Below are 16,156 nucleotides of genomic sequence, written 5' to 3'. Positions count from 1 at the left end.
TTTCACCACGCCCCGGGCGCCTTTCATCACGGCCCGGCGCCTTTCATCGCGTCCAGGCCGGCGCCGGGGCGTGTCCGGCCGGGGCGGCGTCAGCCGAGACGGCGCGGCCCGCCGTCGAGCCGCGGCCCCACCGGGCTGCTCAGCACCGCGCGCGCCCCCAGCACGATCACCTCGGCCTCCCCGACCAGCACCGGGTCGAGATCGAGCCTGGCCACCTCGGGAAGGTCGTCGGCCAGCCGTCCGACCCGGACCAGCAGGTCCTCCAGCGCCTCGACCGCCACCGGCGGGTAGCCGTACTCGCCGAAGAGCAAGGGCGCCGCGCGCGGTGCCCTGACCAGGGCCGCCGCGTCCTCACGCGTCAGCGGGGCGAGCCGGTAGACCTCATCGCGCAACAGCCGCGCGGTGACCTCGCCGAGCCCGAAGGAGACGACCGACCCGAACGCGGAGTCCTCGACGACGCCGACCACCGTCGGCACCGCGGGCTGCGGGACCATCCGCTGCACCGCGAGCACGGCGTCGGAGCCGAGCTGCTCCCGCAGGCCGGCGAAGGCCTCCCGGACCCCGTCGGGGCCGGACAGCCCCAGACGCACCGTGCCCGCGCGTTTGGCCGCCTCGGGATCGGCGGCCTTCAGCACCACCGGCCAGCCCAGCCGCCCGGCCGCCTCGACGGCCTCCTCAGGCGAGCCCACCACCTCCGCGGGCCACACGGTCAGCCCGTAGCAGGCGAGCAGCTCCGAAGCCTCGATCTCGGCCGGCTCCTCCCCCAATCCGGACAGCACCAGCCGCCGTGCCGCGGCGGTGTCGACGCCCTCGATCTCCTCCTGGAGGCCGGCGGGCTGCTTGAGCCAGTGCGCGTGCCGTACGACATGGGCCAGCGCGCGGACCGCCTCCTCCGGCGCCGGGTAGGACGGGATCGACCCGCGCTCGGGGACGGCGCCGACCCGCAGCTCCGGCAGCATGCCGATCCTGCCCTCGAAGGTGGCCAGCACCGGCTTGCCGCAGTCGTGGGAGACCCGCAGCAGCTCGGCGGCGACCTCGTCGGCCCCTCCGGGGATGGGCGGCATGTAGATCGCGACCACCGCGTCCACGCCCGGGATCAGCGAGGCCAGGGCCGTGCCGAACTCGGCGGCCCCCGCCCGCGCGCCGAGGTTGACCGGCGTGCCGGGCTCCAGCCCGGCCCGCACGCAGGCGTCGGCCGCGAGCAGCGCCAGCGCGTCGGAGTTGCTCACCAGGCCGACCCGGGGCCCCGCGGGCAGCGGCTGGTAGGCCAGGAGCTGCGCCACGTCGAACTGCTGGATCAGGTCGTCGACCCGGACCACCCCGGCCTGCTCGAACAGCGAGCTCAACACGGTGTCGGGCAGGCCGAGCACGGGCGCGGCGTGGCCGGTGGGCACGCCCTGGGTGGTGCCGCCGCTCTTGACCACCACGATCGGCTTGCGCCGGGAGATCCGCCTGGCCAGGCGGGCGAACTTGCGGGGGTTTCCCAGCGACTCCAGGTAGAGCAGGATCACGTCGGTCTGCGGGTCCTCCTCCCAGTATTGGAGCAGGTCGTTGCCCGAGACGTCGGCGCGGTTGCCCGCCGACACGAACGAGGAGATGCCCATGCCGCGCTGGGCCACCCGCTGCAGCAGGGCGGTGCCCAGGGCGCCGGACTGGCTGAAGAACCCGACCCGGCCCCGCCCGGGGATGGTCGCGGCGAGCGTGGCGTTCAGCCGGACCGCCGGATCGGTGTTGGCGACGCCGAGGCAGTTGGGGCCGACGACGCGCAGGCCGTAGGCGTGGGCGATGCGGACCAGCTCATCCTGCCTGGCCCGCCCCTCGGGGCCGGTCTCGCCGAACCCGGAGGAGACCACGATCAGCCCGCGCACGCCTTTCTCCGCGCACTCCTTCACCACCTCGATCACCCCGTCGGCGGGTACGGCCAGCACGGCGAGGTCGACCTCTCCGTCGATGGCCGTCACGCTCGGGTAGGCCCGCACCCCGGCGACGGCCCGCGCCTCGCGGTGCACCGGGTAGACCGGGCCGGTGAAGTCCGCGCCGAGCAGGTTGCGCAGGACGGTCTGGCCGACGCCGCCCGGCTCGCGGCCCGCGCCGACGACCGCCACCGAACCCGGGGAGAGCAGCCGCTCGATCGAGCGGGACTCGGCCCGGTGCTCGCGGGAGGCGGTCACCTCCTGGGCGGTCTCGGTCGGGGTGAGGTCGAGGGTCATCCGGACCACGCCGTCGGCGAAGCGGCTCTGCGCGGTGTAGCCCACCTGCTTGAGCACCGCCATCATCTTCTGGTTGGCCGGCAGCACGTCGGCGACGAAGCGGGCGATCCCCCGCTCCCGGGCGGTCGCGGCCAGATGCTCCAGCAGCACCGAGGCGACCCCCCGCCCCTGGTGGGCGTCCTCGACGAGGAAGGCGACCTCCGCCTCTCCCGGCTCGATCCGGTCATAGCGGATCACCGCCACCATCTCCGTGCCGATCGTCGCGATCAGCGCGACGCGGTCCACGTAGTCGACGTTGGTGAACCGGGTGATCTCACGGTCCGACAGCCGGGGCCGGGGGCCGAAGAACCGGAAGTAGATCGACTCCTCGGACAGCCTGGAGTAGAAGGAGCGCAACCGGTCGGCGTCGGCGGGCCGGATCGGGCGCACATGGGCGGTACCGCCGTCCGACAGGACGACGTCCGCCTCCCAGTGAGCGGGATACTGAGAAACCTCCACAGTCCCGAGAGTAAACGTGGATCCCACATGACGGACAGGCCGGGCATGTTCCCACAACGCTTGTGCATCGACTACGGTCCCGTGTCCGGTCCGGACCCCATACGCTGGCCTGAAGCTGTTAAGTTTTTCGCGGCTAGAGGCACGTCGGCATCGAAGGCAGCAAGGTGGTGACATCATGACGCGGGTGGTCGTGGTGGGCGATCTCATGACCGACGCGGTCGCACGGGCTCGCTACCCGTTGGCCAGGGCCAGCGACACACCGGCGATCGTCACCATGCACGGCGGGGGTTCGGGCGCCAACATCGCCTCCTGGCTCGCCGTCGAGGGCGCCGAGGTGGCCTTCATCGGGCGTCGCGGCGCCGACATCACCGGGCGCAACCGCGACATGGAGCTGATGGGTTACGGCGTCGACGCCCGCCTCGTCATGGACCCCGAGCGGCCGACCGGCACCTGTGTGGTGCTCGTCACGCACAAGGGCGAGCGCACCATGCTCTCCGACCCGGGGGCGAACGCCGCCCTGTCGCCCGAGGACCTGCCCCGCGACCTGTTCACCCAGGGCGGTCACCTGCACCTGTCGGGCTACACCCTGATCAACGAGGGCTCCCGTGAGGCCGGCCTCGCCTCCCTGGAGATGGCCCGCCGCGCCGGGATGTCCGTCTCGGTCGACTGCTCCTCCTCCGCCCCCCTGGAGCGGACCGGGGCCGAGCCGTTCCTCGAATGGACCCAGAACGCCAAGCTGCTGTTCGCCAACGCCGACCAGGCCAAGGTGCTGACCGGCCGTGACGAGCCCGCCGCCGCCGCGAAGGTGCTCACCGCCTGGTTCCCCCAGGTCGTGGTCAAGCTCAACGACGAGGGCGCGCTGTGGTATACCAACAGCCGCACCGAGCCGGTCAAGGTGCCCGCCGAGACCGTGGAGCGCGTGGTCGACGGCACCGGCGCCGGTGACGCCTTCACCGCCGGCTTCCTGCCGGCCTGGCTGGAGGGCAAGCCCCCCGCCGACGCCCTCGCCTCCGGCTGCCGCCTGGCCTCCAGGGCCATCTCCCACCTGGGCGCCCGCCCCCGCCTCTGACTCCGTACGGCCCGCCGTGGCGGGAGCCGTCCTGCCCCGGTAGGGCACGACCGGCAGGACGCCCCCCGCCCCGGGCAGGGGCGGCGCCGGGCCGCCCGCGAAGGCCGGACACCGATGTGAAGTCCCTGGTCGCAGGGGCGCGGACGGCTCTTGACACGATCGGAGTCAACGGGACGCAGTCAGCCCGCGGCGCCGGTCCGACCGGCCCGAGCTGGCACCGGTGAGGGATGTGAGCAGGATGGACGTTCACCTGGTCGGCAACGAGGGGGTCGAGGAACGTCCCGTCGAAGAACTGGCGGCGCTGCTCGACCGTGAGGACGTCCTGGTCTGGGTGGACATCCCCGGCTGCGACCAGGAGGCCGCGCGCGTGCTGTCGGAGGTGTTCGGCTTCCATCCGATGGCGGTCCGGGACTGCGTCGGGCGTAACCGTGTGCCCAAGGTGCACGTCTACCCGGACCACACGTTCGTCGTCCTGCACGCCCCCGCACGGGGCGAGCGCGGCCACGTGCACTACATCGAGCTCGACCAGTTCATCGGCCGGAACTACGTGGTGACCGTCCACGGACCGATCAACCCGGCGGTCGACCCGGGGATCGCCCTGCGTGAGACCCGCGCGGTGCTCACCCGGATCGTGGCCGGGCGCCTGCGCCCCGCCACGCCGTCCGAACTGTCGTACGCGATCGTCTCCGCCCTGATCCGCAACCAGGAGGACTACGTGGAGACGGTGACGAGCGACGTGTGGCGGCTGGAGCAGCGGGTCACGGGCGGACGGGTCGGCGATCCCGAGGAGTTCCTCAACGAGCTGTTCCGTGCCCGCCACGGCCTGCTCGCCGTGCGCACCATGGGCGCGCTGGGCGGCGCGATCTACGGGAGGATGACCAACCTCACCCGTGTCTCCCCCGAAGGACGACGGCTGGTGGTCGACATCGCCGACCAGTTCGACCGGATCCGCAGCCTGGCCGACGGCGAGAGGGAGTATCTCCAAGGGGTGATCGAGTTCTACCAGACCACCCTCACCATCAAGGCCGCGCTGGTCGGCCAGGCGCAGAACGCGGAGGTCAAGCGCCTGACCGAGGCCAGCTACACCCAGAACGAAGAGATCAAGAAGATCTCCGCGTGGGCGGCGATCTTCTTCGCCCCCACTCTCATCGGCACCGTGTACGGCATGAACTTCGTCCACATGCCGGAGCTGCACTGGATCGCCGGCTACCCGTTGGCGCTGGTCCTGATGGTGCTGGGATCCGCCGTGCTCTACGTGGTGTTCAGGCGGCGGGGGTGGCTGTGACCGCCGTGGACCGGGGAGGCGCCGCGCTCGGGGGTCTCCCACCCGCCGGCCGCGCCACCGGCGTGCCCGGGCAGCACGCCTAGCTCGTCACCGCGAGGGCGAGCGGCAGCACCGCGGGGGCCCCGGCGTGACGGATCATGGCGGCGCCGAGCGTCATGCTCCAGCCGGTGTCGACGCGGTCGTCGACCAGCAGGACCGGGCCGCCCGCCCCGGCGATGGCGGCACCGAGCGCCGAGGGCATGGCGAGCGTGCCGCGGACGGCCTGGACCCGCTGCGCGCTGTTGAACTGGCGGCCGGGCGGGCCCGAGCGGTATCCGAGGTCGCCCAGATAGGACAGGCGGCCGACCTGGGCCAGCCGCTCGGCCAGGCTGCGGACCAGCTTGGGACGGGCGGCGGAGGGCATCGCGACCACCGCGACCGGGCGCTGGGCCCACTCCCACGACGACAGCACCTTGACCATCGCGGCGAAGACGTCGTCGGGCACCGGGCCGTCGGGGGCGCCGTCGGCGAGGAGGCCGCGCAGGCGGTTGCCCCAGCCGATGTCGGTCAGCCGCCCCAGGGCGCGGCCGGGCTCGGCGCCCAGCTCGGGCTTGATCCGGCCCTTGAGGTCGGTCAGCCCGGTCGGCCACTGCCTGCGCGCCTCGATCTCCACCCCGGGCCGCCGCAGGCTCTCGGCGGCGTGCTCCACCGCCCGCGCCTCGACCTCGGGCGAGCGGTGGGCGCCCGTGCAGTTGTCGCAGCGCCCGCACGGGGTGGCGGTGTCGTCGTCCAGGCGGCGGCGCAGGAACATCTCCCGGCACTCGGCGGTGTCGAGATAGTCGAGCATGGCCCGCTGCTCGGCCTCGCGCTCGGCGGCGACCCGGGCATAGCGGTCGGCGTCGTAGCCCCAGGTCTCGCCGGTGGCCTCCCAGCCGCCCTTGACCCGGCGCACCGCGCCGTCCACGTCGAGCACCTTGAGCATGGTCTCCAGCCGGGTGCGGCTGAGGTCCACCCTGTTCTCCAGCGCGGCCGTGGACAGCACGCCCCCCTCTTCGAGGGCGGCGAGCACGGTCCGCACGACCGGCTCGGGCGGGAAGGCCAGCGAGGCGAAGTAGGCCCAGATCTCCCGGTCTTCGGCGCCGGGCAGCAGGATCACCTCGGCCCGCTCGACCCCGCGCCCCGCCCGGCCGACCTGCTGGTAGTAGGCCACCGGCGACGGCGGCGCGCCGACGTGGACGACGAAGCCGAGATCGGGCTTGTCGTATCCCATGCCCAGCGCGGAGGTGGCGACCAGCGCCTTGATCTTGTTGTCGAGCAGGGCCTGCTCGGCGGCGAGCCGCTCGGCCTGCTCGGTCTGCCCGGAGTAGGCCGCCACCTCGTGCCCCTGCTCGCGCAGATAGGCGGCGATCTCCTGGGCGGCGGCGACGGTGAGGGTGTAGACGATCCCGGAGCCGGGCAGCTCGTGCAGGGTCCGGGCGAGCCAGGCCAGGCGCTGCTCGGCGCCGTGCAGCCGGACGACCCCCAGGTGGAGGCTCTCGCGCTCCAGCGCCCCGCGCAGGACGAGTGTCTCCTCGCCCATCTGCTCGGCGACGTCGCGGGTGACCCGGGCGTTGGCCGTGGCGGTGGTGGCCAGGATCGGCACGCCCTCGGGCAGCTCCTCGAACATGGTGCGCAGCCGCCGGTAGTCGGGGCGGAAGTCGTGGCCCCAGTCGGAGATGCAGTGCGCCTCGTCGACCACGACCAGGCCCGCGCTCTCGGCCAGCTCGGGCAGGACCTGGTCACGGAAGTCGGGGTTGTTGAGCCGCTCGGGGCTGACCAGCAGCACGTCGACCATGCCCTCGGCGACCTGGCCGTAGATCTGCTCCCACTCCTCGGGGTTGGCCGAGTTGATCGTGACCGCGTTGATCCCGGCCCGCTCGGCGGCGGCGATCTGGTTGCGCATCAGCGCCAGCAGCGGCGACACGATGACGGTCGGCCCCTCGCCCAGCTCGCGCAGGAGCGCGGTGGCGATGAAGTAGACCGCCGACTTGCCCCAGCCGGTCCGCTGCACCACGAGCACCCTGCGGCGGTCCATGACCAGCGCCTTGATGGCCGCCCACTGGTCCTCGCGCAGCCGGGCGTGCTCGCCCGCCAGGGCCCGCAGCCGCCCCTCGGCCTCTTCGCGCAGCATCTGCTCTTCGCTCACCGGTCATTGGTACCAGGTCCCGGTGACTGTTTCACTCCGGTACGGCCCGCGGGCCGTACCGGATCACGTGCCGGCGCCCGCCCGCGGCCGGTCCCGCGCCCCCGCCGGTGGGCCGGTCAGCGGTCCAGGTGCTCCGGGAAGGCGTTGATGGTCACCCGGTGCATGCGGCGGCGCTCGGTGTAGTCGGCCACCGCGTAGTGCTGGGTGCTGCGGTTGTCCCAGAAGGCCAGGGTGCCCGGCCGCCAGTTGAGCCGGACCTGGTACTCGGGTGAGCGGATGTGGTCGATCAGATACGGCAGCAGCGCCTCGTTCTCCCGGTCGGACAGCTGTACCAGCCTGGTGGTGGAGGAGCGGTTGACGAACAGCGCCTTGCGCCCGGTCTCGGCGTGGACCCGGACCACGGGACGCTCGATCGGCGGCCACTTGGCCTGGATCTCGGCCAGGTCGAAGTCATGGCCCTTGGAGATGGCCTTCTTCATCGAGGCCGTGATGTCGTGGATCGCGGTGAGCTCGTCGCAGAGCCGCTGGATGGGCGGCGAGAGCGTCTCGTAGGCCAGATAGGTGTTGGCGAACAGGGTGTCGCCGCCGACGCTGGGGAGCTGCACGCAGCGCAGCAGCGAGCCCATCGGCGGGACCGGCTCGAAGGTGTTGTCGCTGTGCCACTCGTCGCCGCCCTCCCCCTTGGGATCGGTCTGGTCGAGGATGTGGATCGGGGTGCCGCTGTCCTTCTTGAAGGCCGGGTGGTTGATGGAGCCGAAGTTCTCGGCGAAGCGGATGTGCTCCTCGTCATTGATGTGCTGGTCGCGGAAGAAGAGGACCTTGTGCTCCAGCCAGCCCCGGCGGATCTCCTGGACCTCGCCCTCCGACAGTGGCTTGCGCAGGTCGACACCGCTCACCTCGGCGCCGATGTGCCTGGTGACGGGCCTGAACTCGATCATCTTGTGGACGCCCCTCCGTTGTGGCCGCATGTCGATCACAGGGGCCGCAGCCCCTTGCTCCGAGCGTCGCCCGACCGCGCCTATCAAGCAACCGCTTGGTCAAGCATATGCTCCGCCCGGGCCGGGGAGAAGGCGCCGGGGATCACTCCCGCCCGGGCCGGACGGACCGGCCGGGAGCGGCCGGGCGGCCCCGGCGGGAGCGGCCGGACGGACCGGACGTGAACGGGCGGCCGTTCCCGGCGGGAGCGGGCGGACCGGCCACGCTCGCCACCGTGGTTTGATGCATCTCATATGGACGTCACAACGTGGTACCTCGAACAGACCTCGCGTTCCGACCTGCTCCCCGCGAAGCCGCCGGCGATCGAGGTCGACATCGTGCGCGCCGAGGTCGCCTCCCCCGAGTTCAGCCGCTTCCTGAACACGGCCGTGGGCGGCGACTGGCACTGGACCGACCGGCTGCCGTGGACCTGGCAGCAGTGGGCCGACTGGCTGGAGCGCGGCGTGGAGACCTGGGTGGCCTATCACCGCGGCACCCCGGCGGGCTACGTCGAGCTCATGCCCGGCGACGACGCCTCGGTCGAGATCACCTGCTTCGGCCTCCTGCCCTGGGCGATCGGCAGGGGCATCGGCGGCCACCTGCTGGAGACCGGCGCGGCCCGCGCCTGGGACCTGGCCGAGCGGCAGCCGGAGCGGGAGCCCACCCGGCGGGTGTGGCTGCACACCTGCTCCCTCGACAGCCCGGTCGCGCTCGCCAACTACCGGGCGCGGGGGTTCCGGGTCTTCGACACCAAGCTGAACGCCCCCGGAGACGAGTATGAGGGGCCCGTGCCCGGCCCGTGGCCGGGGGCCGGGCCTCGCACGCCCGGCGCCTGAACGATCCTGACAGACGGTCCGGAAGTGTCGGACGGCGTGAGTATCGTAACGAATCGTGGCACAGCATCCGGTCACGCCGATCGGGGTTGAGCCCGCGGATCAGCCCCGTCATCATCGAGGAGGCGCCTTCGATGACTCCGTTCCCCGTGCGTGAGCGCACAGGACGCGTCGCCGTACGCTACCGCATCGCCACCGGCACGGGATATACCGATACCCCGCACACCGACCCGACGCTCCTCCAGCGAGCCGAGGACCACCGTCACACCACGAAGACAGAAGGAGGATGCGCTTCCCTCTCGGTCTGAAGGCCGAGGTGCCCGCGCAGGAAATCAGATGGCCCGACGGACGACCACACCCCCGACTGACGAGGACTTCGAGGAGCGGATCGTCGACATCGACGTCTCCGCCGAGATGCGCACCAGCTTCCTCGAATACGCATACTCGGTCATCTACCAGCGCGCGCTGCCCGATGCCAGGGACGGCCTCAAGCCGGTCCAGCGCCGCATCCTCTATTCCATGAGCGAGATGGGCCTGCGGCCCGACCGGGGACACGTCAAGTCATCGCGGGTCGTCGGCGACGTGATGGGCAAGCTGCATCCGCACGGTGACACCGCCATCTACGACGCGCTGGTCCGCATGGCCCAGCCGTTCTCGATGCGGCTGCCGCTGATCGACGGCCACGGCAACTTCGGCTCCCCCGACGACCTGCCCGCCGCGATGCGTTACACCGAGGCCCGGCTGGCCGCCGCGGCCATGGCCATGGTGCAGTCGATCGACGAGGACACCGTCGACTTCAAGCCCAACTACGACGGCCAGGAGACCGAGCCCACGGTCATGCCGTCGGCCTTCCCGAACCTGCTGGTCAACGGGGCCACCGGCATCGCGGTCGGCATGGCGACCAACATGGCGCCGCACAACCTCGTCGAGGTCGTCGCCGCGGCCCGCCACCTGATCAAGAAGCCGGACGCCACGCTCGACGACCTGATGCGGTTCGTCCCGGGCCCCGACCTGCCCACCGGCGGCACGATCATCGGCCTCGACGGCATCCGCGACGCCTACGCCAAGGGCCGCGGCACCTTCCGGATGCGCGCCAAGTGCTCCGTGGAGCAGGTCAGCCCCCGGCGCAAGGGCATCATCGTCACCGAGCTGCCCTTCAACGTGGGCCCCGAGCGGGTGGTCACCAAGATCAGGGAGCTGGTCACGGCCAAGAAGCTCCAGGGCATCTCCGACCTGAAGGACCTCAGCGACCGGCACAAGGGCCTCAACCTGGTCATCGAGATCAAGAACGGCTTCATCCCCGAGGCCGTGCTGGAGGAGCTCTACCGGCTGACGCCGATGGAGGAGACCTTCGGCATCAACAACGTGGCGCTGGTCGACGGCCAGCCGCGCACGCTCGGCCTGCGCGAGCTGCTCCAGGTCTACGTGGACCACCGCCTCGACGTGGTCCGCCGCCGTTCGGCCTACCGCCGCCGCAGGCGCGAGGAGCGCCTGCACCTCGTCGAGGGCCTCATCATCGCCCTGCTCAACATCGACGAGGTCATCCAGGTCATCCGCTCCTCGGACGACTCGGCCCAGGCCCGCGAGCGGCTGATGGAGGTCTTCGAGCTGTCGGAGATCCAGGCCGGCTACATCCTCGACACCCCGCTGCGCCGCCTGACCCGCTTCGACAAGCTGGAGCTCGACAGGGAGAAGGAGACGCTGGAGAGCGAGATCGCCGAGCTGACCGCGATCCTGTCCTCCGAGGACAAGCTCCGCAAGGTCGTCTCCGACGAGCTCGCCCAGGTCGCCAAGACCTTCGGCACGCCCCGCCGCACGGTGCTGCTGGAGTCCTCCGGCATCACCAGGAACGCCTCGGCTCCCCTGGAGGTGGCCGACGACCCGTGCCTGGTGCTTTACTCCTCGACCGGCCTGCTGGCCCGTACGGCCGACGCCTCCCCGCTGGCGGGCGAGGGCGAGCGCTCGGCCCATGACGTGCTGATCTCCGTGGTGAACAGCACGGTCAGGGGCGAGGTGGGCGTGGTCACCAACCAGGGCCGGATGATCCGGATCCAGGTGGTCGACCTGCCGACGCTGCCCCCCTCGGCCAACCCGCCGTCGCTGTCCGGCGGACACCCCGTCTCCGAATACGTCACCCTCGCCCCGGACGAGACGGTCGTGGGCATCGGCTCGCTCGACCCCGACGGTCCCGGCCTGGCCCTGGGGACCGCGCAGGGCGTGGTCAAGCGGGTCGTCCCCGACTATCCGGCCAACCGCGACGACTTCGAGGTCATCGGGCTCAAGGACGGCGACACCGTGGTCGGAGCGGTGGAGCTGACCACCGAGGAGCACGATCTGGTCTTCATCACCTCCGACGCCCAGCTGCTGCGCTACCCCGCCGCCAACGTCCGGCCGCAGGGCCGTCCGGCGGGTGGCATGGCGGGCGTCCGACTGGACGGCGGCGCCACGGTGATCTGGTTCGGCGTGGTCGACCCGGCACGCGAGTCCCGGGTCGTGACGATCGCGGGATCCTCCACCGCGCTGCCCGGCACCCAGATCGGCGGGGCGAAGGTCTCCGACTACGCCGAATATCCGGCCAAGGGCCGCGCCACCGGCGGCGTCCGGGTCCAGCGCTTCCTCAAGGGCGAAGACGTGCTGCTGCTCGCCTGGGCCGGTCCCGCGCCGGCCCGCGCGGTCTCCACCGTCGGCAAGCCGGTCCCGCTCCCCGAGGAGCTGGGCCGCCGTGACGGCTCCGGCGTCCGTCTCACCCACACGGTGGCGGCGGTGGGCGGCGCCCTCGGCGCGTCCGGCCAGGAGCCGGCCGCCGGAGATCCGGCTCCGTCCGGACAGTGACCCTCCGGGCCCCGCGGGGCCTCTCAGGACCCGCGTTCACCGGACGCGACGCCGCGCCGGCCGAGCAGGTGGCCCGACAGGGCCTCTCGGGACCCGCGCGTCCCTGAGGGGCCCCACGGGCGCTCGGCCCCGACCGGGCCGGCCGGCTCCGGTCCCGGCCGGGCATGCGGAACGCACGGCCGGTCCGTGCGTTCCGCATCTGCCCTTTGCGCGGCGGCCGCCCGATCGTTGAGACATGGACGACACACCCGCTCTCCGCCCCGCCGCCGCGATCTGGCGGCGCTGGCCCACGCTGGCCGGCCTCGCCATGGGCCTTTTCATGTTCCTGACCACCGACAGCTGGCGCCCCGGCGACGACACCACCTGGCTGCTGCCGCTCCTGGCGCTCGCCTACCTGGCCTTCGGCGCCGCCCGCGGCGAGCTGCGCAGGCCCGGCGTGCTGACGCTGCAGGGCGCCGGGCTGCTGGCGTACATCCTGCTGGCGGTGATCGCGCTGGTCGCCGATCCCGACGTCGGCCGCTACGTCGTCGCGGCCGGCTGGCTGGCCCACGCCGTCTGGGACGCCGCCCACCTCAGGGCCGGCCGGGTCGTGCCCCGCTGGTACGCCGAGTGGTGCATATGGATCGACCTCCTGGTCGGCGCCTCGCTCCTGTTCCTCCCGGTGACGTGACCATGCGACTCCCCGTACGAGCGGTCCTGTACGGACTGACGACCTGGGTGGTCTGGGTCTCCCTGGTGGTCGGCGCGGCCGAGGCCCTGCCGGAGGCCGCCACCGGGACGGCGCTGTTCGTGACGCTGAAGACGGGCGCCCTGGTCACGATCGTGCTCGGCCTCGCCCTGCACTACCTGCGCAGGGCCGGCGGAGCCTCGACGGCCGAGGGCCTCCTGCTGGGCCTGCTGTGGACCGCCGTCCTGATCGTGATGGACCTCTGCCACTACCTGATGGTCCCCTTCGACGTCGGCGCCTACTTCGCCACCGTCGCACCGGGCTACGTGGTCGTGCCGGCTCTCACGACGCTGGCCGTACGGAGAGGACAGGATGTCGCGGCCTAGAATCGCGCCCGTGCGGGAGAGGCGGCTGCGCCGGGCCAGGATCGCCACGCTGGCCACGTTGAGCATGACCGTGCTGGCCGGCGTGGTCATGCCCGGAGCCGGGCTGCTGCGCGAGCCGAGCGCGGTCAGAGCGGCACTCGGCGCCGCCGCCGTCCTGGCCTTCGCCGCCGCCCAGGCCGGGGTGCTGTACGCCGCGGTGACGCCCGCGCTGTCCGGGAAGACGCACAGGAGGCTGGTCGTCGCGTTCGCGATCGCGACGCTCGCCTCGATCCCGCTGGCCGGGCCGGTCGGCGCCGGGCGGTGGGAGACCTGGGGATGGATCGGCGCCTCGGTGTTCGCCACGGCGCCGCTGCTGGCCGGGCGCGCCGTGGCCGTCGCCGTCATGGCGGCGGCCGTGGCCGTCTCCGCCGGGGTCGGCTGGTGGCTGGGCGGCCCGGTCCACGAGTACGTGCTGGTCACCTCGCTGAGCGGGGTCGCCACCGTCCTGGTCAGCGGCCTGCACGTCTGGCTGTGGAACCTGCTGCTGGAGGCCGAGGACGGCAGGGCCGCGCAGGCCAGGCTGGCCGCCGCGGAGGAGCGGCTGAGATTCGCGCGGGACGTGCACGACCTGCTCGGCCACGATCTCTCGGTGATCGCGTTGAAGGCCGAGCTGGCCGAGCGGGCCCCCGAACGCGCCGCGCAGGAGGTCGCGGACCTGCGACGGCTGGCCGCCGCCGCCCTCACCGACCTGCGGCAGACCGTGCACGGCTACCGCCAGGTGGACCTGCGGGCCCAGCTCACCGCGGTCGAGCGGGTGCTCAGCTCCTCCGGCGTCCGCTGCACCACCTCCCAGCCGCGCGGCGAACTGCCGCAGGAGGTGGCCGCCCAGCTCGCACACGTCCTGCGCGAGGCGAGCACGAACGTGCTCAGGCACAGCCGGGCGGACTGGTGCAGGATCGAGATCTCCCGCGACGACGACGAGGTGCGGATGACCGTGACGAACGACGGCGCGACCGCGACGGCCCCCGACCGCCACAGCTCCGGGCTGCGCGGCATGGCCGAGCGGCTGACCGGAGCGGGCGGCACGCTCCGCACCAGCCTCGACGACGGCGTGTTCACGCTCGAGGTGACCCTGTGATCAGGGTCCTGCTCGCCGACGACGAGGAGCTGATCAGGTCGGCGCTGGCGGCCCTGCTCGGCCTCGAAGGCGACCTGGAGGTGGTGGCGCAGGCGGCCGACGGCCGGGCGGCGGTGGAGGCGGCGCTGGCCCACCGCCCCCACGTGGCCGTGGTCGACCTGGAGATGCCCGCGCTCGGCGGGCTGGAGGTCAGCGCCGAGCTCGCCGCCGCGCTGCCCTCCTGCGCCGTCGTCATCCTCACCGGGTACGGCCGGCCGCCCCTGCTCAAGCGGGCGCTGGAGGCCGGAGCCAAGGGCTTCCTGCCCAAGGGATCGCCCGGCGGGGCACTGGCCGACGTGATAAGGCGGGTGCACGCGGGCGGCCGCTACGTCGACCCGGCGCTGGCCGCGGACGCGCTCACCGCGCCGGAGTGCCCGCTGACGCCGCGCGAGCTCGACGTGCTGAGGCTGGCGGAGTATGACACTCCGGTCGCGGTGATCGCCAGGCGCACCCACCTGTCGAACGGCACCGTGCGCAACTACATGGCCGCCATCGTCACCAAGCTCGGCGTGTCGAGCAGGGCCGAGGCGTTCGTGCTCGCCCGCGACCAGGGCTGGCTCTGACTCCGCCGGCTTCTCACATCCGACGGGGACCTAGTCCACGCAGAAGCAGAACGGATGTCCGGCCGGATCGAGGAAGACGCGGAACCCGTCGTTCTCGCCCGGCTGGTACCGGTGTTTGACCGCGCCCAGCGCGAGGGCCTCGGCCTCGGCCGTGTCGAGGTCGTCCACCGTCAGGTCCAGGTGCAGCTGCTGGGGCCGGTCGGGGTTGGGCCAGTCCGGCGGCTGGTGGTCCTCGGCGAGCTGGAAGCAGAGCCGTCCTGGCTGCCCGTTGGTGACGACCACCCAGTCGTCCTCGACGGAAGTGATCTCCCAGCCCAGGAGCTCGCTGTAGAAGTCAGCGAGACGCTTGGGGTCCGGACAGTCGAGGACGACTGACCGCATCCGCGCGATTGCCACGATTTCCTCCTCAATGACGACACCATCATGAAGCCGATGACAGTGTCCCCCGGGATCTCAGCGGTATTCCGCCCGGGTCAGGCCATTGAGCCCTGGAGTGCGGACCGGATCGCCATCAGCAGCTGCCAGGGCTCGCCGGACTCCCACGAACGGACGAGCCCCGTGACCCGCCCGTCCGGCTGGAAGTCGTCGAAGCCGTGCGGGCCGTAGCATCCGGCCTCCATGAGCACCGCCAGGAGCGGATCGTCGTCGTCGAGCGACTGGGTGTAGGCCGCCGCGTCGAGCAGGGCGAGCGCCGAGCGGGCGTTGCGGCCCCCGTCGCGGACCTCCACCCGGTCCAGCTTCCGCCTGCCCTCGGCACGCAGATATTCGGCCAGGGATTCGATCCTGCTCATGACCCTCTCCAGGTTGCCGCACTTCACGTCACGACATCATCACTCATAGTGAGGGCCAATTGTGGGATCTTCCCGAAGTCGCGCCGGCATGACCCCCGGAAACATCCACGAAACGGGCATGCAGGATCATTGATTCGTTGATACCGCTACCGTCGAGCAAGGGATATTCATGTGAGTGCCTTCGATGACCTGCTGGCCGCGAACAAGGAGTTCTCCGCCACGTTCACCGACTCGGCGCTGACCGGTAGGGCGGCGCGCGGTCTGGCGGTGGTGACCTGCATGGACTCCCGGATCAACCCGCTGGGGGTGTTCGGCCTGAAGCCGGGCGACGCCAAGATCCTGCGCAACGCCGGAGCCCGGGTCACCGACGACGTGCTGCGGACGCTCGTGCTGGCGGTCTACCTGCTGGGCGTGGAACGGGTGCTGGTCATGCCGCACACCGACTGCGGCATGGCGAAGAGCACCGACGACGACGTGCACAAGCTCGCCGCCCAGCACGGCGTCGACACCCGGAGCCTGGAGTTTCACACCGTCCCCGACCAGGACGCCGCCCTGCGCCATGACCTGACGCGCATCAGGACCAGCCCGTTCCTTCCGCGGGACCTGGCCATCGGAGGCGCCATCTACGACGTGCGCACCGGCAAGCTCGAGCCGGTCGACCTGACCTGACGCCCCGCCCCCGGCGGAGCCCGCCACGCGCCGGGGGCCCGGCATGGGCACGGACCCG

At 72.1% G+C, this 16,156-nt stretch carries 14 protein-coding genes; 9 read left to right on the top strand and 5 right to left on the bottom strand.

Annotated elements, in window-relative coordinates; translation table 11 throughout:
* Window positions 1-89: 89 nt before the first annotated feature.
* Window positions 90-2,708, bottom strand: a complete 2,619-nt coding sequence (locus ACZ6R6_RS13475; protein ID WP_470093067.1) for a bifunctional acetate--CoA ligase family protein/GNAT family N-acetyltransferase — start codon at window positions 2,706-2,708, stop codon at window positions 90-92.
* 175 nt (window positions 2,709-2,883) lie between these two features.
* On the opposite strand from ACZ6R6_RS13475, the gene ACZ6R6_RS13470 reads away from it, so the two are divergent.
* Together ACZ6R6_RS13470 and ACZ6R6_RS13465 are read left to right on the top strand one after the other, a co-directional pair.
* On the top strand, window positions 2,884-3,777 hold the full coding sequence (locus ACZ6R6_RS13470; protein WP_470093065.1) for a carbohydrate kinase family protein: 894 nt from the start codon (window positions 2,884-2,886) through the stop codon (window positions 3,775-3,777).
* A 238-nt stretch (window positions 3,778-4,015) separates the two neighbouring features.
* Window positions 4,016-5,062 (top strand): magnesium transporter CorA family protein, encoded by a 1,047-nt coding sequence (locus ACZ6R6_RS13465; RefSeq protein WP_470093063.1) that lies wholly within the window; start codon window positions 4,016-4,018, stop codon window positions 5,060-5,062.
* 79 nt (window positions 5,063-5,141) lie between these two features.
* On the opposite strand, the gene ACZ6R6_RS13460 is transcribed toward ACZ6R6_RS13465, so the two are convergent.
* Together ACZ6R6_RS13460 and ACZ6R6_RS13455 are read right to left on the bottom strand one after the other, a co-directional pair.
* On the bottom strand, window positions 5,142-7,211 hold the full coding sequence (locus ACZ6R6_RS13460) for a RecQ family ATP-dependent DNA helicase (RefSeq protein ID WP_470093217.1): 2,070 nt from the start codon (window positions 7,209-7,211) through the stop codon (window positions 5,142-5,144).
* A gap of 131 nt (window positions 7,212-7,342) precedes the next feature.
* Window positions 7,343-8,164 (bottom strand): TauD/TfdA dioxygenase family protein, encoded by an 822-nt coding sequence (locus tag ACZ6R6_RS13455; protein ID WP_306866897.1) that lies wholly within the window; start codon window positions 8,162-8,164, stop codon window positions 7,343-7,345.
* 291 nt (window positions 8,165-8,455) lie between these two features.
* On the opposite strand from ACZ6R6_RS13455, the gene ACZ6R6_RS13450 reads away from it, so the two are divergent.
* From ACZ6R6_RS13450 to ACZ6R6_RS13425, 6 genes are all read left to right on the top strand, one after another.
* Window positions 8,456-9,037 carry a GNAT family N-acetyltransferase gene (locus ACZ6R6_RS13450; protein WP_470093061.1) on the top strand — a complete coding sequence of 194 codons (582 nt, stop codon included), beginning with the start codon at window positions 8,456-8,458 and terminating at the stop codon, window positions 9,035-9,037.
* A gap of 333 nt (window positions 9,038-9,370) precedes the next feature.
* Complete coding sequence (locus tag ACZ6R6_RS13445; protein WP_470093059.1) at window positions 9,371-11,866, top strand: DNA gyrase/topoisomerase IV subunit A; 2,496 nt, start codon at window positions 9,371-9,373, stop codon at window positions 11,864-11,866.
* 235 nt (window positions 11,867-12,101) lie between these two features.
* Window positions 12,102-12,536 carry a hypothetical protein gene (locus ACZ6R6_RS13440; protein ID WP_470093057.1) on the top strand — a complete coding sequence of 145 codons (435 nt, stop codon included), beginning with the start codon at window positions 12,102-12,104 and terminating at the stop codon, window positions 12,534-12,536.
* Window positions 12,533-12,919 (top strand): hypothetical protein, encoded by a 387-nt coding sequence (locus ACZ6R6_RS13435; RefSeq protein WP_470093055.1) that lies wholly within the window; start codon window positions 12,533-12,535, stop codon window positions 12,917-12,919. The genes ACZ6R6_RS13440 and ACZ6R6_RS13435 overlap by 4 nt, the downstream gene beginning before the upstream one ends.
* A 10-nt stretch (window positions 12,920-12,929) precedes the next feature.
* A complete protein-coding gene (locus ACZ6R6_RS13430) occupies window positions 12,930-14,036 on the top strand; it encodes a sensor histidine kinase (RefSeq protein ID WP_470093053.1) in 1,107 nt (368 codons plus the stop codon).
* Entirely contained in the window at window positions 14,033-14,638 is a 606-nt protein-coding gene (locus ACZ6R6_RS13425; protein WP_306866881.1) for a response regulator transcription factor, read from the top strand. Before ACZ6R6_RS13430 ends, ACZ6R6_RS13425 begins: the two co-directional genes overlap by 4 nt.
* A 30-nt stretch (window positions 14,639-14,668) precedes the next feature.
* Here the strand turns inward: ACZ6R6_RS13425 and ACZ6R6_RS13420 are convergent, their stop codons facing one another.
* Window positions 14,669-15,034, bottom strand: coding sequence for a VOC family protein (locus ACZ6R6_RS13420; protein WP_470093051.1), 366 nt, complete (start codon window positions 15,032-15,034; stop codon window positions 14,669-14,671).
* 77 nt (window positions 15,035-15,111) lie between these two features.
* Window positions 15,112-15,429, bottom strand: coding sequence for a hypothetical protein (locus ACZ6R6_RS13415; RefSeq protein ID WP_470093049.1), 318 nt, complete (start codon window positions 15,427-15,429; stop codon window positions 15,112-15,114).
* Between the two features lie 171 nt (window positions 15,430-15,600).
* Between ACZ6R6_RS13415 and ACZ6R6_RS13410 the strand changes: the two genes are divergently transcribed.
* Window positions 15,601-16,098, top strand: a complete 498-nt coding sequence (locus tag ACZ6R6_RS13410; protein WP_470093047.1) for a beta-class carbonic anhydrase — start codon at window positions 15,601-15,603, stop codon at window positions 16,096-16,098.
* The last annotated feature ends 58 nt before the right edge of the window (window positions 16,099-16,156 follow it).

The organism is Streptosporangium sp. NPDC048886 (assembly GCF_055586905.1).
This window is presented reverse-complemented; position numbering and strand designations above follow the sequence as displayed.

Excerpts from the sequence above, each read along its gene's own strand:
- ACZ6R6_RS13470 (WP_470093065.1), top strand. The coding sequence starts at position 2,884 with ATGACGCGGGTGGTCGTGGTGGGCGATCTCATGACCGACGCGGTCGCA.
- ACZ6R6_RS13465 (WP_470093063.1), top strand. The coding sequence starts at position 4,016 with ATGGACGTTCACCTGGTCGGCAACGAGGGGGTCGAGGAACGTCCCGTC.
- ACZ6R6_RS13450 (WP_470093061.1), top strand. The coding sequence starts at position 8,456 with ATGGACGTCACAACGTGGTACCTCGAACAGACCTCGCGTTCCGACCTG.
- ACZ6R6_RS13445 (WP_470093059.1), top strand. The coding sequence starts at position 9,371 with ATGGCCCGACGGACGACCACACCCCCGACTGACGAGGACTTCGAGGAG.
- ACZ6R6_RS13415 (WP_470093049.1), bottom strand. The coding sequence starts at position 15,429 with ATGAGCAGGATCGAATCCCTGGCCGAATATCTGCGTGCCGAGGGCAGG.
- ACZ6R6_RS13460 (WP_470093217.1), bottom strand. The coding sequence starts at position 7,211 with ATGCTGCGCGAAGAGGCCGAGGGGCGGCTGCGGGCCCTGGCGGGCGAG.
- ACZ6R6_RS13455 (WP_306866897.1), bottom strand. The coding sequence starts at position 8,164 with ATGATCGAGTTCAGGCCCGTCACCAGGCACATCGGCGCCGAGGTGAGC.
- ACZ6R6_RS13440 (WP_470093057.1), top strand. The coding sequence starts at position 12,102 with ATGGACGACACACCCGCTCTCCGCCCCGCCGCCGCGATCTGGCGGCGC.